This window comes from Parasphingorhabdus sp. (genome assembly GCF_036963805.1).
Taxonomy (GTDB): Bacteria; Pseudomonadota; Alphaproteobacteria; order Sphingomonadales; family Sphingomonadaceae; genus Parasphingorhabdus.
On sequence record NZ_JBALUN010000005.1, the window covers coordinates 1 to 21,821 of the forward strand.

The following is a 21,821-nucleotide window of genomic DNA, read 5'->3' on the forward strand; positions in this document are numbered from 1 at the left end:
GTCCTTGGTCATTCGATCATCTCCTTCCTGCATCAGAATTTTACAGAAGATGTCTCACGAGTCCCTACATATCTACAAAATCCAACTCGCCAAGGAAGGCCATGCATTCGCAACGGCAATCACCGATTCGCTGGGGCGCACAACAGAGGTCTAGACGATCGACGTCAGCGATGAGCTGTACATTGGCTGACGAGCCAGGCATTTCCGCAGCTTGATTTTAGTCGACCTCGGACTGCCTCATCCGCTATCATGGCTCGCCACTCATTGCGCAGATGCAAGTGTCACTCTTGGTCGATTCCTCACGAAGCTTCCGCATAACCTGGTGTATACCGGAAAGGTCTGGCATAAGTGAGTCACACTGAAAACGATCTGTGACGGTGTCAACATCAACGCTTCCTAACTCCGCTGGGGACCAGGGAAAACCGCATCAATATCGCTCGATCAGGAAATCACGATTATCATGGCTGTAGCTATCTGCCGGATAGGGCAGCATCTGCACATTCCAAGCGTCCCATGCCGATTGAAGCTCGCGCATCTTTTCCGGATTCTTCTGCGCCAGATTGGCGCGCTCGTGCTGATCTTGGCGCAGGTTGAAGAGCTGCTGTTTGTCTCCCAGTTTTAGAAACTTCCAGTCGCCACGCCTTGCGGCCGCCTGACCTGCATTTTTCATCCGCCAAAACAGCGTCCGCTCGATTGGGGTGGCGCCCCGCATCAATTGAGGTGATAGGTCCATACCGTCGAACTCGCTGGGCATGGATTTGCCACCCGCTATTGCCAGCAAGGTGGGCAGAAAATCCATCGACATCATCATCTGCTCACTGACAACGCCGCGCGGGGAGCCTGCCGGCCACTGCCACAATATCGGCACGCGGATCCCGCCTTCGAGCAATTCCCCTTTCATACCGATAAAGGGCCAGACATCGGAGAAGCGTTCCCCTCCATTGTCGCTGGTGAAGATTATGATCGTATTTTCAAGCTCGCCCCGGTCCCGCAAGGCAGCCAGCACCTTGCCGACATTGTCATCCATCGCCTCGACCATCCGGCGATAGGTGTCCAGACTGCCGCCATCATAGTGGTAAATGTTGATCAGCTCACGCGCGACTTGTTCGTCTTCGCGCCCTTCCCACGGCCAATGCGGCGCTGTGAAATGCAGCGACATGAACAGCGGTTTGCGCTTGTTGCGGATGCGGTTAACGGCCTCGTCCCCGAAAACATCTGTCAGATAACCGACTCTCTGGGCCTCGACCTCCTGTTCCATCAGGAACGACCCGACATCCTGCCCGCCCATCACCGGGCGGTGGCGGAAATAGTCGGCGCCGCCATCTAGAATTCCGAAGAAATGATCGTAGCCATGCCGAGTAGGCCCAATATCGGGCGAATTGCCCAAGTGCCACTTTCCTACCAAAGATGTCTCATATCCCCTCGCCCTCAGCACCTCGGAGATGGTACGTCGTTCTTCAGGTATGCCGGTGCCTTCCGGGGTCCAGGGTCCGACCGGCTCTTCAAGCCCAACCGGGAAACGATGCTGGTAGCAGCCAGTAAGCAGACCCGTGCGCGTGGGCGAGCAGATAGAGCTGTTCGCATACCCCTGCGGGAGCAGCATCCCGTTTTCAGCGAGACTGTCGATATGCGGGGTCTTAATAGTGCGCGAACCCGTGCACCCCAGATCGGCATATCCAAGATCGTCGGCCATGATGAAAATGATATTGGGCAGGTCGCTTCCTGCCTTTGCTATCAGCGGGGAGGTGAAAACCGAGCTGGCCGAAGCTGCTACTAGGCCTGCCAGTGTCTGGCGGCGGTTAAAACGGAGTTGCATCGTATAATTTCCTTCAGTTCAGTCATATGCCCGAATTAATGCCATAAAATAGGAGCCGAAATGGGTGATCTCGTCACCCTTGATCATCAAGCTACCGCCTGCAACAAACCTTGTGCTTTTCATTAGCCTTTACCTGTTTGTTCAAGGCACCGGGCCAATTCAGGCAAGATTTTATTCGCATCACCAACCATACCAAGGGTCGCAAATTTGAAGATCGCGGCTTCTGGATCGGAATTGACAGCAATTATTGTCGTGCCTTCGCCTATCCCTGCCATATGCTGCGGCGTGCCGGACAACCCCGCGGCAAGATAAATTTCCGGTGTGACGAACTTACCCGATTGGCCGACCTGACTGGCTACCGAGGCGAGGCCCAGATCCACAGCTGGCAGACTGGCCGCAACCGCACCGCCACTAGCCCTAGCAATCCGCAGGAGCGCATCAAAACCGCCTTGGTCGAGTCCGCGGCCACCAGCGGCAACGATCGTAGCACGTTCCAGCGGAACACCCGCATCGTCGAGCGGCGATCGTTCCACTCCGGGAAGCGGCAACGGGAGAATTTCGGTGCTGATATCGGACGAAAACGGCATGGCCGTGGTCGCGATGCACGACTTGCCCCTAACCCTGAGCTCGCAATCCAGCCTACCGCCAAAAGCGGCACGATGAACGGTCAGGATCGCTCCATCCTGCTCGAAAGAAGTGATCCGCCCTAATTGCACCAGACCGAATTGGGCCGCGAGATATCCGGCGAGCGCTTCTTCGCCGGTCGGCAAAAGATAGAGAGAGGGGGCGTCGGTCGCAGGCAACTCGACGCGGTCGTATTCGGCTGATGGATGCAGTTTGACGATCGCAAACCCACTCATGTCATATGCCCGGAGATCACATCGGCCAGCTTTCGGGCCTGTTCGCTGAGATCGCCTCGCAGGAATTCGCATTGCGCTTCGTTTCGGCCGTTGAGGAGTTCGCCTACGCCGACCAACTCGATATCATCGCATGAAATCATGTCGTTAGCGCCAAATGGGCTAAATGGAATGTCACGCTTGCGCGACATCATCACGTTTTTCATCAGGGGTTTGCGCAATCGGAGGCGCTCGTCATTGGTTGTCGAAATGACGAGAGGGTCCAAGAAAGCGAGGCGCTCTATACAGTCTTCACGTTCCCGGCCGAACCGGATTTCGTTTTCTGTCTGCTCGACAAATTGCGTGTCGAAAAAAATCGGGCGCCCAAGTCTTGCGGCCATTTGTGCCGCCACGCATCCGGGGTCGCAATCGCCAAATTCGCGGCCTATGACGACTAGCTCTGCCCCCTCAACCTGGCTGGCTAGCATGTGCGCGGATGCCTCTAGATTCCAGTCATCTCCAGCAGGCAAAAGCGCAATTTCGTCGGGATTGGATGCCGCCACCTTGCGCGCGAGCGTCTCACCATCGGGTCCGCCAGCCACCTTGACGATAATCTGCGTAGCCGGATTGGCGTCGCGGATTTGCAGCGCCAGCTCGAGTGCCGCTTCATCGAACGGGCTCAGCACAATCTGGTCAGGCCTGATAGAAGGCATCGCTCTATCGGTGGCGCGAACCGGCCATTTCGGGTCGGAGACACCGGCAATGAACACCAGAATCTTCATGGTTGTGCGCAACTTTCCGCTGCGATGCGTCCGAAAACGATGGCTTTGCCCAAGGCCGATCCCGTCATGTAGGCAGCGCCGTGGAACCCGCCGGTCACTTCGCCGGCCGCATAAAGCCCTGCAATCGGCTGACCATCGACATCGATAACTTGTGCCTTCGGATCGATACGAAGTCCGCAATAGGTGCCGAAAACAACAGCCGTCGAAGGATATGCGTAGAAAGGAGGCTGTTCAATCTTGCACAGGCTGCCATGGCGGTGGACCAGATGCTTGCGGCCGAATTCGCTGTCCTCACCCAGATCCACCCCGCTATTGTAGCGTGCGATTGTTTCGTTGAGTACTTCAGGATCGATATCAATCTGGCGCGCCAGTTGCTCGATCGTGTCCCCCGTATAGAACAGCCCCTCTTCCAGTCGTCGCCCGAAATCGAGGATTCGGACGCGATCATCGCCGGTGTCGAAGATTGCCTGATCCATGATCTGGTAGCCGGTGCGCCAAGGCTGGGCCATCACGGCATCGCCAAGCAGCTTGTAGGAAATACTCTCGTCGACGAACCTCTTGCCGTTTTGGTTGACGGCGATCGCCCCCTTGTAAACGGCCTGCAAGCTGTGGTCGTTGCTTTCGTCGGTGGGATGCTTGCCAAAGGTGCCTTTGACATAAGCCATGTCGCGCATATCGGCACCAAGTTTCCATCCCATACGCAGGCCATCTCCCTGCGACCCGTCACCGGCAACGAACACTGCCTCTTCATAATGGGGCGCGAAAAGTTTAAGCAGTTCAGGATTTTTGGCAAAGCCTCCACTTGCAAGTATCACCCCGCGTTTGGCCCTGAGCTCCTCTCCCTGGGTCGTCACCAGACCGACGACCCGTGAATTTTCCCGGATCAGTTCGCGTGCTGCGCAGGACGGGTGATAATCCACCTTTCCCGTCGCCTGCGCCGCACGTGCCAGATTGCGTACCAAATCCGCCGGGTCCACTGTATGAACGCGCGGAACAGATTGGCCGGATGCCGTTTCCAGAGTTGGACTGAAGGTGACTCCGCTGTCTTTCAACCAGCCGTAGACCTCAAGCTGGCGATCGCAGTAGGTGCGGACCAGATTTTCATCATTTTCCTCCTTGCCCACCTCTCGCAGGTCCGCGAAGAGAAGATCTGGGCTGTCCTCGACACCTTGCTCCTGCTGCAGATCAGTCCCGGCAAAGGCAAGGCAACCGCCACTGAGCGCGGACGAACCGCCCGATTCCCCGAGCTTTTCCAGAATACATACGTTGAGTCCCGCCTGTGCAGCAGTCAGCGCGGCAGACCAGCCTGCGGCACCGCCGCCCACGACAATCAAATCGCTCATCTCGTGCAGATCCCGTAATATTCGAGTAATTCGTTGCGGCGCTCGCGTTCGGGGGTGGCCTCGAAATAGCCTGCGAGGGAAGGCGCGCCTTCAGCGCGATACAGGTCAACAGCGCTTTCGGCAGCTTTCACCCATGTCCCCAGGCAATCGATGACCTCGACCCCGTCAACTTCGGTAATACCGTTCCTGGTCAGGATTACATTCATCGGCGCCTCGCCGGGTACGATGGCTTCGGCACCTTTCGCGATCAGTGCTCGCGCTGACTGTTTGAACTCGCTTATTACGTAGTCCGGATCGTCAAAAGCTGCCAGAATATCGGCAAAGCCAAAACCAACCGGGCAAGCCCCCACCAATCTGCAGCCAAGCCCGTAGCGCCGCACATTCGCCCGGTATAATTCGGCAAGATCGGGAATGAACACCAGCGCACCGAATTTGCGGCCGTCACGAACTGCCGCGCGGGCGGCGGATTCACCGTAACCGACCACCGGAATGGACAGCATTTGCCTGATCTCGGTCAATCCGGGTTCCGGCAACGTGCTGAGCGCGAAGGCATCAAACCCGTCGGCCTCTGCCTGAATTGCATTCTGCAGAAACTGCAGTCCATGCAGCCACTGGAACCCGGCATATTTGATATCATCGCCCGGATAATTGGTGCGATATGTACCGGGACGCATCCCGTGCATGACGATTTCGGTTTCCGGGCGAGAAACCCGGCGGAAATGTTCTTCCAGCGCTTCATTATACGCGCCAAGATCGGATAATACGGTAAAGCTCTGGTGCCAGATACGGATAGATTGGGTCATGTCTGCCTTGCAGTTTATCCGGGTGGCTTGCATCAGCCACCCGGAGGGAGAAACGCTAGCCCTAGTTGCTGGCCGGTTTTTCATACATTAACGGTGGCAGGCCCTCACCCAGCAGGAAACCGCCGAGGGCACCGGCATTATTGTCCCCGTCTTGCGTGATGTGGTTCGCGCCCACCAACACGTCGCGAAGATAGCGCTGGATCGGGTTGGATTTGTATACCCCGCGCGCGCCGCAGCATTTGTAAAGCAGTAGCACAGCTTCTTCGCATTCTCGGCCGACCCGCGCTATGTCCAGCATGTAGGCTATCCGGTCTTCGTTGGGCACCAACTCGCCATGTTCGACGATCTCGGTCGCATGAGCCATCATCTGCTCCATGCGCATCTTGGAGGATCGCACCCGCGCAACAGCATTACCGAGGCGGTCCTTAACATATGGACTCAACCGGGTTGAAGCGCCGGTACCGTTATCCTCACGCACCTTCATCTGCTCGGTGAATACGTCGATCGCGCCCTGGGCGAAGCCGATGATGACCGCAGATACCGAGGAATAGAAGATCATGGAGAAAGGAAACTTGTACATTTTCGGACGATCATCGTCGCGATAGTCGATCATCGAATGGGTCCGGTGCTCCGGGATGAAGGCATCCTTGATCAGCAGGCTCTTGGAACCAGTGCCCGCCAGTCCGAATGTATACCAGTCGTCGATGACTTCATAATCATCCTGGTTGACCAGAAGCGTGATGCGATCCACTGGAACACCAACTTCGTTGCGCTCCAGCGCGCCGATAAAGGCCCATTTGCCGTGATCGGTGCCGCTCGACGTCGGCCAACGGCCCTTCAATCTGTAGCCGCCCTCGACACGCGTCATTTCGCCGACCGGAGGATAAGACGAAGCGACAATGGTTTCATCATCCTCACCCCAGACGTCATCACCCGCCTGGTCAGCCATAAGTCCGAACTCCCAGTTGTGGACGCCCAGGATCATCATGACCCAGGCGCTGGCGCCACAGCCTCGGCCCAGCTCCTGCAACACACGCATGAAGACAATGGGGTTCATTTGCCAGCCTCCCCATTTCTCCGGCTGCAGAATACGGAAGAATCCGGCATTCTTAAAAGACTCTATCACGTCATCGGGAACTGCGCGGTTGATTTCGATCTCATCAGCCCGGGCGCGTAGCCCTGGAACCATCGCGGCTGCGCGCGCTACGAGTTCGTCTCCAGTGGGTGTCCGGCCCTCATTATTGACCTTCTCAGGAGCATAATCTGCCACCTGTTTCTCTTCATTTGCTACGGTGCTCATCATTCTCTCCTTTATTGGCGACGGGCTCTAAGGCTTCGGCATCACACAAATATGCCCCGTCAAAATAGATTAATGGATTTCCTTTGCGCTCACGCTGGATCATGCCCAGAACATCGCAAATGAAGATATCGTGAGTGCTCGCCTCAACATGCTCTGATACGATGCAATCAAGACTCACCAAAGCATCGGCGAGCAGCGGAGCTCCCGAAGTGCTGGTAAGCCACACACCCTCTTCGAATCGCTCCTCGGGCTTGCAACCTCCTGCAAAGCGGTTCGCCAAATGCAGACAATCATCGGCCAATACGTTGACACCTAGAACTCGAGAGCGCGTGATCATTCTATGTGCCCATACTGACCGGTTGATACACACCAGGATTTTCGGTGGATCGGCGGTAACGGAGGTCACCGCAGTGGCAGTGAGGCCGGCCCAGCCTTCTCGCCCCTGCCCAGGAGCGATGGAGGTAATAATTGTGCACGCACCGGCCAGCCGCCGCATCCCCTGCTTGAACAAGTCAGGCGGAATCAATGTTTGCTGGCCGTCCTGCGGCACAAATTCCTTGGTTTTGACACTGGCTGGCATCAGTCAGACTTTGCCCTTAGTGAGAAAGTTCACAACGATCTGGTTGAACTCCTCTGGCGATTCATATTGCGGCCAGTGGCCAGCACTCTTTTTGATCACGTAGAGCTGACCATGCGGCAGCCTCGGCAAGGCCGCTTCGGCCGCTTCGACGTCATGGATCGGGTTGTGGCTCGTCCACAACATCAATGTCTCAGGCTCAACCTTCTCCAGGTCGACCATGTCGGGTGCTCCGCCTGAATCTTTTACCTTGTTAAGGCGCGCGAAGACAAATGGCGCACATCGCTGGAATTCCGGTTGCGAATAAATCGCAAGCCGACTGTTGACCAGTTCTTCAGTCAGAAGATCTTCCCAGTTGCCTTCATAAAGAAGCCACTGCATGCGCTCTTTTATACTTTCGAAACTAGGCGGCTTGCCGTAATTTTTCTCGGTGAGCTGCGCCAATTCGAGCAGGTCATTCTTGCCCTTTTCTGTGACGATCGGAATCCCGCCGGTGGTGTTGAGGATTAGTCGCAGGCATTTCTCAGGATGTTTGATGGCAAAATGACATGCTACCATGCCGCCCAGCGATTCACCCGAGACATGCGCGGTGTTGATGCCCATTGCATCCATCAGCTCCTTGAGCTGATCGGCATAGATTTCAGGTGGATATTCCATATCGAGGATTTTCTCGCTCAGCCCATGTCCGACGAAATCGAAGGCAATCGTATGGAAATGCTCGCCAAGTGGGACGACGTTCTTCGAATAGGCTTCGAGATGCCCCCCTATTCCGTGCATCAGGAACAAAGCCGTCGTATTGTCCTTGCCGGCCTCAGCAATACGCACACGCCCAAATGTTGGGGTTTCGACATAGCGTATTTCCGCGCCCAGTAGATCGATCCAGATTGACATAATTATCCTCTTGAATTTAGCGCACGACTTTCAGGCGCTTATGGTTTGCACGTTGCGGGCATGCCCCCAATCCGACATCACATCGTACAGTTGCGGTTCCCAATTCTCGTCGATCAGACGTCCTCCGAACCCAAGTTCGAGGCCGAAGCCCGAAGGCGCGACCATATAGAAAGAGAACGCCTGGTCATTGGGATGGTGGCCAAGCTCGAGTATGATCGGGACGCCTGCCGCTATTGCCCGGTCATAGGCTGCACCGACATCGTCCATCGAACGAAATTCGAGCATGATGTGATTAAGTTTCTTTTTCGATGGGAACTGGCCGGTGGCAAGGGAATGATGCCTTCCGGTATGTGTGTGATAGAAAGTTGCGTCTGCAAAGATGCCGGGCGCAATTTCCTCCCGAATGCGGTCGCTGAAGCGTAGCCCCATGCATTTTTCATAGAACTGCTTCGACTCCTCATAATCCCGCGCCACGGGCAGAATGTGACCGATCCCAAGCTCCCCCGTGACGAAGCCATTTCCGCGCATGACCGAAGACGAAAACGGCTCCAGCTTGTCAGGAAAATTAATCGTTGAAAAAAGTTCATGGTCAACCCCGTTGGGGTCCGTGAAGACAAAGAGCCGTTGTACCATCCGCTGCTCGGCCAGCTCATCTGACTGTTGGGTGACGGCGACATCGCGGCTACGCAACTGGGCGACATATTCCTCAAGCTCTTCTTCGGAAGCCAAGGCCCAGCCGACAGCTAAAATGTCGTCGGAATCGCCCTTTTCGAGGCGGATGCGCCAAGGCCGGTCATCCATCCGCAGGGCCAAGCTGTTATCATCGCGATAGCCGACCATCATCGCGCAAACCTGCACGGCAAATTCTTCCCACGCGTCGAGGTCGCTCGCTTCAGCTACGATATATGCAAGGTTTTCCAGTTCTGCCATTTTGCCCTCTCCACGCTGTTGTCGCGCTAATTGACTGAGAGTATCGATGGGTTTTCCCGTTGCGAAAAGCGATATTTATTGATATCCAGTATTACCAATAACGATAGTGAGCATCATGAAGATACGAGACTTCGATATTAACCTGCTTACCGTGCTCGAAGCGGTATGGATGACCCGTAAAGTGACTCTTGCGGCGCGCTCTCTCAACCTAGGACAGTCGACAGTCAGCGCTGCCCTAACCCGCTTGCGGCGTGCTTTAAACGACGAGCTATTTATCTGGTCCGGAAACGCGATGGTCCCGACGCCTTTCGTCATAGGTATCATGCCGGAAGTTGTATCCCTGCTCGACAATGCGCGGCAGATTATCTCCTACTCTGAAGGTCAGTTCCTTGGGGTCGAGCGCCGGCTGGTTATCGCCACTGTCGATTATATCGTCGCGCTGTTTGGGGCCGACCTGCTCCAACGAGCGGCAAAGGAAGCGCCTAACCTATCGTTTGACTTCGTGAACATGAAGCCACAGTTTCTGAGCAGTGGTTCACGTCCGGATATCGACCTGCTCATTCTGCCGGAAAATGCATTGCGGGTTTCGGGAATGGAGCACATGCCGCTATATAAGGACGAATATGTCTGTATAGGCGCACAAGACAATGCCGCGTTGTATGAAGGAATGAGCAGCGAGGCATTCCTATCGCTTCGACACATCGGCTATTCGGCCATACCGCGTGCGGTGTTCAATCACGAGACGATGCTGTGGCACGAGCAAGGCTCGGAGGCAGAGCTCAGCCTAACGATGGGAAACTACCTCATATTTCCACGAATTGTGGCGGAAAGCGACGCCGTTGCAATCATGCCTCGCCGACTTGCTACGACGATCCTGGGGGAATGGGATATCAAGTGGATTATCCCACCACTGCCAACACCAGCCATTGAGATCATCGCCGTCTGGCATCAAGAAAATGGCGTCGATACGGCTCTGGCTTGGCTGCGCAGAACTTTGACAGATATAACTTCATAAGGCGTGCCAGATCAATAGCTTTGTATCACCGTTAATGATAGCGGCTATTTGATATTATCACTTCCAATGATTAGGCTTGTTGCGTAGCGCTCTCAGCAGAGGACGACGAGTTTAGTCAGCGTGTCAAAGGCCGCGACTGAACTAGAACCGCAATGCGTGGGTCGTCATTGGGAGAGAAGCTAATGAAACAACAAAACACAGTTGAGTGCTCGCTTTTGGTGCTCGGGCTTATGCTCGCGCCTTCAACCGCCTTTGCGCAGGGGCAGCCGGATGATGGCGCTTCCGCATCTGCAAACGAAACCGATAAAAATATCATTGTGGTCACTGCACGCGGGCGCGAACAAGATTTACAAGACGTTCCTGTCTCGGTTTCGGTGGTTGATGGCGAAGCGATCACAGAATTTGGTTTGCGCGACCTTCAAGATGTCACCGCACGACTTCCAAACGTCCGGATTACAGGCGGTACGAATGCCGATGTACTGACAATCCGTGGACTTGGCTCAGGTCAGAACACAGGGTTCGAGCAATCGGTCGGAACATTCGTGGACGGCGTCTATCGCGGCCGGTCAAGAGCTACGCGGGCTGCACTATTTGATCTTGAACGAATAGAAGTCCTCAAGGGGCCGCAAACGACTTTCTTCGGCAATAATGCGATCGCCGGCGCACTCAATATTGTGACGCGTAAACCCGACTTCGAATTTTCCGCTAATGGAAGTGCATTGTATTCACCGTCTGACGGAGAATATGCCGTTGAGGCAGGAGTTACCATTCCGGCAAGTGACCGTGTGGCTATTCGAGCTGCAGTTCGCGTTGCAGGCATGGATGGCTATATCGACAATGTAACTCTGGGCACTGATGGACCAGACACGAAAGACCTGATCGGGCGGTTTGCAATTCGAGCGGATGTCACCGATAGCTGGCGTTCCGACTTACGCATTGATGGAGCGCGCTTGCGTTCGGACGACGCATTCAGTTCTGAAATAATCAATTGCCCTCCAGCGCCAGAATATGGCGGGCCGGGCCTTGCTTGCGGCGGGTATCTCGCTGGAGGAGCAACGGATGATAAATTTGACTATCGATCCGCTGGTCAAGAAAGCTACTTCGATTACGACTATTTTGAACTTGGTTGGACAAACAGTTTCGAATTAGGCGGCGTTACGCTGACATCGATCACTAGCTATTTCGAGCACGACAACGCGGCGAAAATCCAGCTAATCCCGACCCCGCAAGTGGGGATCGGTGGGGATGGTTTGCTGCCAACCCGCAACGAGGAGCAGTTTGAACAATTCAGCCAAGAAATTCGGCTGACTTCTACATCTGGCGGTGAACTGGAATGGATGGCGGGTGCCTATTATGCAAAAACAGACCTTGATCTTGTAAATCGCACAGGGTTTTTCCTACTTCCATTCGCATTAGCTGTGCCACCCTTGGCCCCTTATCTGGCGCCTAACGATCCAGTGGTCGGCAGTCCGACCCTTGATGAAGAAACCAACACATATTCAGCTTTTGGTTCGATCACCTGGAACCCAATTGAACCTCTGCGAATCAATGCTGCGCTTCGCTACACTTCTGTCGAGAAGCGGGGTTCCCGGACGATGACCTTCGGCGTTGGGGATGGCACGCTTACCTTCGTTAATCCGCTCCCTGATGTTGCGCAACAAATCCTCGCTGCCGGTCGCGGTGCCAATCTAGCCCAATATCCAATTACAAAGCGCACCGATGATAAGTGGATGCCCTCCATCGGCTTGCAGTACGACCTCACCCCTGAAATCATGGCCTATGCCTCCTATACTATTGGCTTCAAGTCAGGCGGTTTTGATGCTAGCGCACAAGGCGGTGTTTTTGGCCCTGAATCGGTGGATGCCTACGAGGCTGGTATCAAAGGCACGGCATTCGATCGTGCACTAACGTTCAGCTTGGTTGGCTTCCGAGGTGATTACAGCGACCTTCAGGAAACGACGATTGTGTTCGTCGGTTCGGGAGCCAACCAAACTATTGTCTCTCGGGTTGCCAACGCCGCCAAATCGCGGGTTCAAGGTATCGAGCTGAGTGCAGCAATCAAGGTGTCACCGAAGTTCCAGTTGCGTGGTGAACTAGGGTATCTCGACTCAACTTATCGTGATTTTCCGAACGGCGCTTGCACCGTTCTCGGAGCGTTATTGACGCCAAATTGCGTTCAAGACCTATCTGGGAAGAATCGGCCATTTGCCCCCAGATGGAGCGGTACATTCGGTGCGAACCTAACGCTTCCAGTAGGCAATCTCGATTTGCGGATTGATCCACAGATGTACTTCAGTTCGCGCTATTTCCTCAGTGCGGCCGCAGACTCCCTGCTTGAACAGAATGGATATGCCAAATTTGACCTTCGTGTTGGAATTGGTCCGTCCGACAAAGCTTGGGAGTTTGCCGTGATTGGCAAAAATCTGTCGGACCAAGCCACATCAAGTTTCCAAGCTCCCTTGGCTACGTCTAACGGTGCGGTGGTCCTTTACCCAGAGCGCCCACGTTCCGTCGCATTCCAGTTAAGATTCAAGTACTAATGGTTCTCGGAGGCCGCTATTTGGCCGGTGCTGGCGCATTGACTCTGCTGGCAACTGCCGCAGGCGGCCTCCCTCCCACCAAGGAAGGGGCTTGGAACATCGAGCATTACTCCACCTGCGGCGGCTTCCTGGAATCCCCAACCTTTATTGATGACGACACTCTTGTCGCGAGCGACCCCCTTGGCGGCAACATATTTCGGATTTCACCGGAAGGAAAATGCGAAACCGCCAACCAATTCGATAATCAGCCAAACGGCTTGCTATTGCGCCCCGACGGATCTCTGGTCGTAGCGGTCAGCAACGGGCTGATGATTTTCCATCCTGCAACCGGCGAAACAAATATGCTCGCCGAAAGCTACGAGGGGGGGGCTTTGGGTGCAGTCAACGACCTGGTCGCTGACGAACAAGGTGGCATCTACTTTACAGTACCGGGAGGCTCCGATTTCGCAAAACGGACTGGGCGGGTCTTCTATCTGGCACATGAAGCATCGGACTTGCAACTGATCGCCGAAAATCTGGCCTTCCCGAACGGAATAGCGATCAGTCCGGATGGCGATAATGTTTTGATAGCCGAGTTCGGGGCGAAGCGGATTGTCTCATATCCTTCGCTGCATTCAAAGCGTCGCTACAACTTGGCGCACGTCTTCGCCTATACGTTGGGCGGCATAGGCCCGGACGGTTTGGCATATGGTCCTTCAGGCGAACTCTACGTTGCCAACATCGAAGCTGGAACAGTTTCAATATTCACTTCCGAAGGGCAACGGCAAGCCGATATCGTTCTTCCGCCGCAAGCAGGCAGAATGCCGACCAATGTGAGTTACCATCACGGTTGGCTCTACATCACGGAAGCGCAGAAAGGCGAAATCTGGCGCGCGCGGCAACGCGGTGAGGAGTTCCATTCTCCGGCAATGTAACGCTTCAAACTGACAGTCATCGATAAACACCAGGCCACTTCAAACAACCATAATTATAGGAAACACACGTGAAATCAGCACTCTTACTTCTTGATCTTCAAAATGAAATGGTCGATCCCAAGGGAAAGGTGGGCGCCCATGGCCTCGCCGATATTGTTCAGCAGCGAGGAGTACTCGACAACGCCGCCAAGGCCCTGATTGCCGCGCGCGAGCATGATATTGCCGTAATCCATGTGCGGCTTGGTTTCCGGGCAGACTATAAGGATTGTCTGAGCGTGGCCGACCGGATTGCCGGGCTGAAGAACAACAAGGCCGCGATCCTTGGCGAATGGGGGAGCGAATTTCATCCCGCCGTCGTTCCGCTCGATAATGAGCTGATTGTGACCAAGCAATGTGTTAACCCGTTCTTCAATACCGGTCTGCTGGTCTGGTTGATGCAAAATGGCATCCGTCGGCTCTATCTTGGAGGTGTGGCGACGCATCTTGTCGTAGAAAGCACTGCGCGTTTTGCCGACGACGCAGGCTTCGCTCCCCTCGTCATCGAGGATATATGTGCGGCCCCCAATCCGGCCCTGCACGCGCACTTCATCGAGAATATTGCTCCTGCCGTAGGCAAGGTAATCTCGACCGAAGAGTTTCTGACCTCAGCGTCCGCAGTCTGACGCGATGTCAATTCTCACCACCATAGCCGACCGCAGGTCGGCCACTATCGCGGCTGGTGCCTCCAACGCCTTATTTGCCCGCATCGTTGAAGATACAGGCTTCGAATGCTGTTATGTTACCGGTGCCGGTATCGCCAATATGGCATTGGGCGCACCGGATATCGGCCTGACATCGCTGGATGAAGTCGCACAGACTGTCAGCCGTATTGCCGAGGCAATAACGCTGCCGCTGATCGTGGATGCGGATACAGGTTTTGGCAATGCCGTGAACACCTGGCACACGATGAAAGTGCTTGAGCGCGCTGGTGCTTCTGCGATCCAATTGGAGGATCAGGAATTTCCCAAGCGCTGTGGGCATTTCAGCGGCAAGACCGTAATTCCCGCAAAAGATATGGTGGCCAAAATTTCCGCCGCTGTCGACGCACGTACCAAAGGTACACTTGTGATCGCCCGCACCGATGCGATTGCCGTTGATGGCATCGACGCGGCGCTGGACCGTGCACATTCCTATATCGAAGCGGGTGCCGACATGACCTTCGTGGAAGCTCCGTGCGACCGTGAACAGATGCTGCGCATCGCGGCCTTGCCCGTGCCCCAAGTTGCCAACATCGTCCACGGCGGCAAGACTCCGCCCCTTCCCCAGGCAGAGCTTGCCGAGATGGGTTTTGGCTTGGTACTTTATGCCAATGCCGCCCTTCAGGCAGCGGTCAGGGCCAGTTCCAACGTGCTCACGGCACTTCGGGAAGACGGTTCCCTCGCTCGGGTTGGTGATCAACTGGCTGATTTCGAAGAACGGCAGCGCGCCGTTGCCAAGCACAAATGGGACGCGCTGGAAGAAAGGTTTTCGCAATGATACATGTTCTGGTGGTTGGCAGCGGTGTCGCCGGACTGAGCGCGGCGCTGTCTGCTGCCGAAAGCGGTGCCAAGGTCACGATCATTGAACGTGCTCCCGAAGGCGAGCATGGCGGTAATACCCGCTACACCGAAGCCTATCTGCGTATGAAGTCGGTGGACGAGGTGGCTGACGACATGGTCGATCACCTGATGGAAAACCGCGGTGGCTATGTTGATCCGGCGATCGAGCAGGAAATGGTAGCCGATGTGGCGGACTGGTCTTCGATTGCGCGCAGCCAGTCAGTTGTTGATCCTGAGATTGCCACATCGCTGGCGGAGAATGCCGGACCGACCCTGCGGTGGATGGAGAAAAAGGGAGTCGCGTTCGATTTCCTGCCAACGGCCTTCATCACCACCACTACCACGCGGCTGCTGCCTGTGGGCGGCGGACTGGCCATCATCAAATCCATGACACAAGCCTGCAAGGATGCAGGCGTCGAATTTCTGTTTGAGACCACCGCGCTCGATCTTGAATGCGCGAACGGCAAAGTGACGGGACTGGTCGTGCGCTCCCGGACAGGAACTCACAGCATGGACGCCGCCGCAGTGATCCTCGCCAGCGGGGGGTTTGAAGGCAATCCGGAGATGCTTACCCACTATTTTGGCCCGCGGGCGGTTAACTTGCGACCGGTGGCGCGCGGTGGACATTATAACAAGGGCGAAGGCATCGCGATGGCCTTGCGAGCAGGCGCTGCACCCAATGGCGATTTCGGCAGTTATCACGCCGAACCGATTGACCCGCGCTCGGGCATCGCCGAACCGGCTGTATTCACCTTTCCCTATGGCATTCTGGTGAACAAGCAGGGTGACCGTTTCACCGACGAGGCACCTGGCACGGTGGACGCTCATTACGAGGCCGTCACGCGAGCGATCTATCGTCAGCGCGACGGTATCGCGTGGTTCATCACTGATACGAAACTGGACGATGTGCCCAATTGGCAGAAGGGCAGCCGAACTGACCAGCCTCCGATAACAGCCACCTCCATAGGCGAACTTGCCGAGAGGTTGGAACTGCCCGCTGACAGGCTGCGCGCCAGTATGGAAACGTTCAATGAGGCTTGCGGCGAAGGAGTGTTCACACCACTCGAATTAGATGGCCTTGCAACCCAAGGGTTATGGCCGCCTAAGTCAAACTGGGCGCGCGCCGTTGATAATCCTCCCTATCGCGCATGGCCGATCATCTCGGCGAATGTCTTCACCTTTGGCGGGCTGAAGGTCGATCGCAACGGGCAGGTTCTGAACCAGGACGGCGATGCGATGCCCGGCCTCTATGCCGCTGGCGAGACAATGGGTTTGTATTTCCGCACCTATACCGGGTCAACTTCAGTGCTGCGCGGGGCGACCTTCGGCAAACTGGCTGGCGCCCATGCAGCGAACGCAATCCCGTGACCGGGGCGCCACTTGAAGGGAAAGTTGCCCTCGTCGTTGGTGGTGCAGGAATGATCGGCGGTGTCATCGCGCGCCGCCTGTCTGACATGGGCGCGAAAATTGCGATCATGGACCGTAACCTTGCCAGTGACGATCATGTTGGGGATCTCGAACTCGAAGTTGATCTTGCCTTGGTGGAGAGTTTTGGCCCGTTTTGCCAACAAATCGTGGACGATCTCGGTTCGCTCGACATCTTGATCAATGCCGCAGGAGTCACATCGCTCGGTTCGTTCGGCCAGATCACTTTCGATGAATGGAACCGCATCCAGGCGATCAACCTGCGCTCGGTATTCCTGGCATGTCAGGCCGCGGCCACGATCATGCGCGAGGCCGGCTGGGGACGAATCGTAAATATCGGTTCGGTGCTGGGCAAGAATGGAGGCAATCCACGGCCATGGGTTGATGAGAGCGAACAGGACAAGGCAGCTAATGCCGCTTATGGTGCGGCAAAGGCCGGCGTACACGCGCTCACACTGTATCTGGCCAAAGAACTGGCTGCGCATGGTGTGACCGTGAATGCCATCGCACCTGGCCCCATCGCCAGTAAGATGACCGCAAACTTTCCCGAAACGCTCATTCGCCAAATCCCCGTGGGCCGAATGGGGCGGCCAGAGGAACTGGCCGGTCTGGTAGCATGGATTTGCGCCGACGAAGGTTCCTATATGACCGGTGAGATCGTGGACGTGAATGGTGGCCTCTGGATGGACTAACAGAATGCTGTCTAGCATCGAACAGATCCGGTAACTGCCATCTTATAAATTCTCCTTTTCACTAGCGTCGATCACATACCGAAAGTACATAAATCTTGTGGGAACCAAACAATTGATAAAAAGTAAGCAAATAGTCAGAAAGTAAAATTTCCTTGCATCCTACAATTTAAGCGTTTTTTGTCGGTCTCCTTTGATCGCCTTGGGCGTCTAGTAAGCCGCTTCATCGGGCCGAGACCGGTCGGCCCGCTCTCGGTTCAACCTAGGGTCAGGATCTGTTAAAGCGTTTTCGATCGCGGTATTTTTGTGATTCAATGTCGGCATCGAAGGAGGTGCTGCCATGGATGATCCATTTTTGCTGACCAAAGCGCAGATGCGCCGGATAGAGCCATATTTTCCGTTATCGCATGGCGTTCCAAGGGTGGATGACCGGCGGATATTGAGCGGGATCATCTTTGTTATCCGTAATGGTTTGCGTTGGCGCGATGCCCCCGCTGCTTACGGTCCGCACAAAACAATCTATAATCGGTTTGTCCGCTGGAGCTGCATGGGTGTGTTCAACAAGATATTCTCTGCTCTGGCTGCTACTCGCGATGCCGATGATATGCTGTTGATCGATGCCACGCATCTGAAAGCACATCGTACCGCTGCCATCCTTTTAAAAAAGGGCCTGTTCCCCGATATATCGGAAAAACGAAGGGCGGCTTAAACTCCAAGCTCCATCGCGATACCAGTTGTAATTCACAGCGTCTCGTCCATCCTGCAGGGCTGCGATGGTCAAATCAAGATCAACTGTGAGCAGGTGCGCGCCCGAAATTTCCATCGTGAGCAAAACGGCGTCTGTCAAACTAAGCCTTAGGAACGAGGAATGCCCACAGGCATCAACTGAATGCGGCTGTAATTCCTCCATATCTATTAGTAAACCACCTAATCCCTTGAGCAAAAGACCTTTCTCATCTTGGTTGGTGTAAGATAGGAGATTTGATGTCTCCGTAAGAATATGAGCACATGTAATGACCTGATCAAAACCCGATACTATATCGACGATCCTAGTGAAATCACTAGAATCGTATTCTTTGAGTCTCTTGTGCCGTCCAATGGCAGCGCGAACTTGTTGGTCGTCGCAGTCGCGCATGATGGAAGCACATGCCGCAATCGCTGTCTGTCGCAGTTCGCCCCGCTCCTGATCGCTCAGATTTGCAAGCGTGTCACAAATTTTCTTATCGTGGCGACGTAAGAACGATTCACCGCCAATGGCTGCTACAATAATCGGATGCGCCATTTGGTTGGCAATTTCAAACGCCCAATCCACAGCGTCTTGCCAATTGGTGATCGGCATAACGTTGATACATTTGTAGGTGTTACTACCATCATTGGGAACGATAAGAGTTTCGACAAACAGATCGTGGTCAGGTTCTGACCGGTAAATACGAACATGGTTCCGTTGTGTTTGAATGATAGCCATCGGTCCCCCTATCCTCTCAATTGGGCAGCGCGTGTTCGCATCGCCGCCTTTTTTAATTTTTGTGCAAATAATTCCATTTTGCATTCACCCATTTTTCGTCTCCTCCAACGCTTCAATCCGTGCTTCCAATTCCTCCGTTGCACGCACGTCGCACAACGCTTTGATGGATTCGATGATCAGCCTGCCAACATCGGGCGCCAGTGTTCCGGCTGAGATTGCATCAAGGACCTGTGCAACCTGTTCGCTAATTGGCGCGTCCGTCCGCAGCGGGAAATTCACTTTCTCCGCTTGCGCCTTTATGCTGGGCAAGCATTTCGCCAGCACGATAGAGGCGGCGTTCGTGTCACCCTCAAGTGCCTTGCCAACTAGCACTGAAACGATGTTGCGCATTTCATCCAGCATCTGCTGTGTGGCTAGCAATCGCTTGTCGGGAATGCCCTTAGGCCTGCCCGCTGGATTGGGTGAGGTGCAATTCGGAGTCCATGCAGGGTTGCCGACTGGCCTATCAGGCTTAGCTTCCACTGGCGGTGCAGGTGTCCAACCTTCCATCCATTTGGGTTTTTGTTCGGTCATGACGTTCAAACCTAAATTGATTGGATCATACATCGCGTGCGATGAAATGCTTTTCAGCAGCGGTCTTTGCTGCACGGAGATTAGCTATTTTGTGGGGTGGAGCGCCGACAGCGATAGAAAGTTGCGAAAAAACTAAACCTGCACGTTCGGGGTATAGTATCAATTTCAGGTTGCCTATTCGTACCCCCTCCCTTTTTAAAAAATGGTGATTTTGCTGAGTTTAACTTCGGGGCATTTGCTTTCGGACCCTCACTGGGATCGTGTATAATATTGCTGTTCACGACAAACCTTTCGGCGGCAGGATGTTTGAACATCTTGCCACTATTCATCAAATTTGAATGGAATTAAGAACCTGCGGTGTCGCTGGTGCTATAACGCGAGCCAGACGCAAGCCATGCGAGAACGTCGCGCTCCGCATACCGTATGATACGGGAACCAGGCGGGCTGAAATGACGAAGCGGAACCCCGCGCCCTCGATAGCCTTCCAGCGTGTCAACTGAGAGGGACAGCACGTTTGCAGTTTCTTTAGGGTCGAGGGGCCGCCCTTTGGGCGAATAATTGAACAACTCACATAGTTGCTCAAATGATAGATGTAAGGCACTCATAGCATTAGCTCCGCAAGCCTACTAATGCTATGAATCAGCAGGCAACAAATGCCCGCGGTTGTAACCCCAGAGCGGAACCTAATTGGGGGTTGACAACTTCGGACATAGCCGAAGTTGGTTATCGCCCTACCATATCATAGTTGTGGTAAAACAATTAAGCTTATGTAGCACAAAATTAGCTTAAACTATACAAAAAAACACGCAAATACTGTGTCATTTTGGTTCAAAAAATCGCCGGTAGGGAGAAAGCTATGCATATATGGCTGTTCTTCAAAAAATCGCCGGTGGGAGACTTATTATCTGTCAGTTTTAGGGCTGGCTGGGGCTAAAAAGCGCACCTGCTGCCCCTGCACTGGCGGCACACCCCAAATCAGCACTGTGCGCGAGGCTATGCGGCCCCAACTTGCAGGCTCACCACGTTTGAACCGCTGACAATCGCAGCTTGCTGCTCGATCCAATCGCTGATCTGCTGAGTTTCTGGGAGTAAATACTGGAGTTTTTGGGTCTGCGCATAATGACGCATTGTCACGCTTTGGGGACTATGATTGCTGAGCAATTCCATTTTATAAAGATCGATACCGAGGGTAGCCATACCTATCCTAATTTGAGTCCTGCGTAAATCATGAGCAGATATGGGCTGGTCAATCAGCTTAGCAATGCGTTCTAGTGGCGCGCGCGTGTCGGAAACGTAACCACCCTTCGCACGCGATGGGAAGCAATATGCGCTGGCGCCTTTGTCGTCGTCTGAAGGCTTGCGCGCCTTGAGCAGCGCGACCGCCAACGATGAGAGAGGAAGCCAGACCGGATTGTCCCCTTTGTTGTTCGGGAGGTGGAACCATGCTTCGTCAAGATTAACGTTGCTCCATCGGAGACTTGCAGCTTCTGTTTTTCGACATCCAGTTAACAGCAAAAAGCGAACAAGATCGATCCCTGCTAAAGCATCTGGGTTCTTCGGATGCTCACGCATCGTGGTAAGCAAATTCCAAGCAGCGCCCACACGATTTTCAGGAATGTCGCGGGTGCGAGGTTTGAAGCGTGGCCAGTCACCCTTGAGCGCTGCCACTGGATTGTAGAGGATGAATGGCGTTCCATCTGCACGCTTATACCACCTTTGCGCGTAGTTTATTAGGACTGATAAAGTGGTCATTGAAATCTGTGCTTGCCCGGGTGCCGGTCCCTTCCCTCTCAAACCTCGCGTGGCCATCTCGGTATATCGCTTGCGAACATCAGCCTCGGTAATTGAGGCTATAGGCTTGTTTTTCCATGCCGCGAACACCTGTTCAATATGCCGCTCCTTCTCAACGATAGTCGTTGGACGCAGCATACCGGGCCGTTCGTAGAAATATGAATCTGCTACCTGACGCAATGTGATGTTGGCTGCCTCGTTTTCCTTCTTCGTATCACGCGGATCAATACCTTCACGCATTTGCTGCAAGACCTTCTGAGCTTTTTTGCGGGCTTGGACTTCAGTGAAAACTCCATAGTTGCCAATAGTAAATTGGACCGGCTTGCCTTTGACCCGCCCCATTGCCATGAATACCCGTTTTCCAGCAGGCGTTACCCGCAAACCGTAACCGGACACTGCATCGTCCCAATGAACTTCATATTCCGTCGCAGGGGGTTTTACCCTGTCGATAAATGCCTTTGTTAACTTAACCATCACGACCTCCTTAAGCAATGGGAATAATTGGGGTATCGACGGTTTACAGGTTCGCGAACGTCGCCAGCAAACTAGCAGTG

Annotated in this window: 18 protein-coding genes and 1 pseudogene; 8 read left to right on the top strand and 11 right to left on the bottom strand. The window is 54.4% G+C overall.

Translation table 11 applies throughout. The features are described from left to right. Positions 1-427 precede the first annotated feature (427 nt). From V7676_RS12900 to V7676_RS12940, 9 genes are all read right to left on the bottom strand, one after another. Positions 428-1,816, bottom strand: a complete 1,389-nt coding sequence (locus V7676_RS12900; protein WP_335660110.1) for a sulfatase family protein — start codon at positions 1,814-1,816, stop codon at positions 428-430. 122 nt (positions 1,817-1,938) lie between these two features. Beyond that, positions 1,939-2,676, bottom strand: a complete 738-nt coding sequence (locus tag V7676_RS12905) for an electron transfer flavoprotein subunit alpha/FixB family protein (RefSeq protein WP_335660111.1) — start codon at positions 2,674-2,676, stop codon at positions 1,939-1,941. After that, complete coding sequence (locus V7676_RS12910; RefSeq protein WP_335660112.1) at positions 2,673-3,434, bottom strand: hypothetical protein; 762 nt, start codon at positions 3,432-3,434, stop codon at positions 2,673-2,675. Before V7676_RS12910 ends, V7676_RS12905 begins: the two co-directional genes overlap by 4 nt. Then, complete coding sequence (locus tag V7676_RS12915) at positions 3,431-4,777, bottom strand: FAD-dependent oxidoreductase (protein ID WP_335660113.1); 1,347 nt, start codon at positions 4,775-4,777, stop codon at positions 3,431-3,433. The genes V7676_RS12910 and V7676_RS12915 overlap by 4 nt, the downstream gene beginning before the upstream one ends. After that, complete coding sequence (locus V7676_RS12920) at positions 4,774-5,580, bottom strand: aspartate/glutamate racemase family protein (protein ID WP_335660114.1); 807 nt, start codon at positions 5,578-5,580, stop codon at positions 4,774-4,776. The genes V7676_RS12915 and V7676_RS12920 overlap by 4 nt, the downstream gene beginning before the upstream one ends. A gap of 61 nt (positions 5,581-5,641) precedes the next feature. Then, positions 5,642-6,883, bottom strand: a complete 1,242-nt coding sequence (locus V7676_RS12925; RefSeq protein WP_335660115.1) for an acyl-CoA dehydrogenase family protein — start codon at positions 6,881-6,883, stop codon at positions 5,642-5,644. Continuing rightward, a complete protein-coding gene (locus tag V7676_RS12930; protein ID WP_335660116.1) occupies positions 6,861-7,460 on the bottom strand; it encodes a flavin reductase family protein in 600 nt (199 codons plus the stop codon). The genes V7676_RS12925 and V7676_RS12930 overlap by 23 nt, the downstream gene beginning before the upstream one ends. Before the next feature lie 3 nt (positions 7,461-7,463). Further along, positions 7,464-8,348, bottom strand: a complete 885-nt coding sequence (locus V7676_RS12935) for an alpha/beta fold hydrolase (RefSeq protein ID WP_335660117.1) — start codon at positions 8,346-8,348, stop codon at positions 7,464-7,466. Positions 8,349-8,378: 30 nt separating this feature from the next. Further along, on the bottom strand, positions 8,379-9,278 hold the full coding sequence (locus V7676_RS12940) for a VOC family protein (protein ID WP_335660118.1): 900 nt from the start codon (positions 9,276-9,278) through the stop codon (positions 8,379-8,381). Between the two features lie 115 nt (positions 9,279-9,393). Between V7676_RS12940 and V7676_RS12945 the strand changes: the two genes are divergently transcribed. The 8 genes and pseudogenes from V7676_RS12945 to V7676_RS12980 all read left to right on the top strand — a co-directional run. Continuing rightward, entirely contained in the window at positions 9,394-10,293 is a 900-nt protein-coding gene (locus tag V7676_RS12945) for a LysR family transcriptional regulator (protein ID WP_335660119.1), read from the top strand. 182 nt (positions 10,294-10,475) lie between these two features. Continuing rightward, positions 10,476-12,833 (top strand): TonB-dependent receptor, encoded by a 2,358-nt coding sequence (locus tag V7676_RS12950; RefSeq protein ID WP_335660120.1) that lies wholly within the window; start codon positions 10,476-10,478, stop codon positions 12,831-12,833. Beyond that, positions 12,833-13,747, top strand: a complete 915-nt coding sequence (locus tag V7676_RS12955; RefSeq protein WP_335660121.1) for an SMP-30/gluconolactonase/LRE family protein — start codon at positions 12,833-12,835, stop codon at positions 13,745-13,747. The genes V7676_RS12950 and V7676_RS12955 overlap by 1 nt, the downstream gene beginning before the upstream one ends. Before the next feature lie 68 nt (positions 13,748-13,815). Next, a complete protein-coding gene (locus V7676_RS12960; protein WP_335660122.1) occupies positions 13,816-14,409 on the top strand; it encodes an isochorismatase family cysteine hydrolase in 594 nt (197 codons plus the stop codon). A 4-nt stretch (positions 14,410-14,413) separates the two neighbouring features. After that, on the top strand, positions 14,414-15,262 hold the full coding sequence (locus V7676_RS12965; protein WP_335660123.1) for an isocitrate lyase/PEP mutase family protein: 849 nt from the start codon (positions 14,414-14,416) through the stop codon (positions 15,260-15,262). Next, on the top strand, positions 15,259-16,692 hold the full coding sequence (locus tag V7676_RS12970) for an FAD-dependent oxidoreductase (protein ID WP_335660124.1): 1,434 nt from the start codon (positions 15,259-15,261) through the stop codon (positions 16,690-16,692). Before V7676_RS12965 ends, V7676_RS12970 begins: the two co-directional genes overlap by 4 nt. Then, positions 16,689-17,441: an SDR family NAD(P)-dependent oxidoreductase gene (locus V7676_RS12975; protein WP_335660125.1), complete on the top strand. Its 753-nt coding sequence runs from the start codon at positions 16,689-16,691 to the stop codon at positions 17,439-17,441. The genes V7676_RS12970 and V7676_RS12975 overlap by 4 nt, the downstream gene beginning before the upstream one ends. Before the next feature lie 337 nt (positions 17,442-17,778). Beyond that, positions 17,779-18,170, top strand: a pseudogene (locus tag V7676_RS12980) (IS5 family transposase); the annotation flags it as partial. Between the two features lie 817 nt (positions 18,171-18,987). Here V7676_RS12980 and V7676_RS12985 read toward each other — a convergent pair. After that, entirely contained in the window at positions 18,988-19,476 is a 489-nt protein-coding gene (locus tag V7676_RS12985) for a hypothetical protein (protein ID WP_335660126.1), read from the bottom strand. A 993-nt stretch (positions 19,477-20,469) separates the two neighbouring features. Further along, positions 20,470-21,741, bottom strand: coding sequence for a tyrosine-type recombinase/integrase (locus V7676_RS12990; RefSeq protein ID WP_335660127.1), 1,272 nt, complete (start codon positions 21,739-21,741; stop codon positions 20,470-20,472). Positions 21,742-21,821 lie beyond the last annotated feature (80 nt).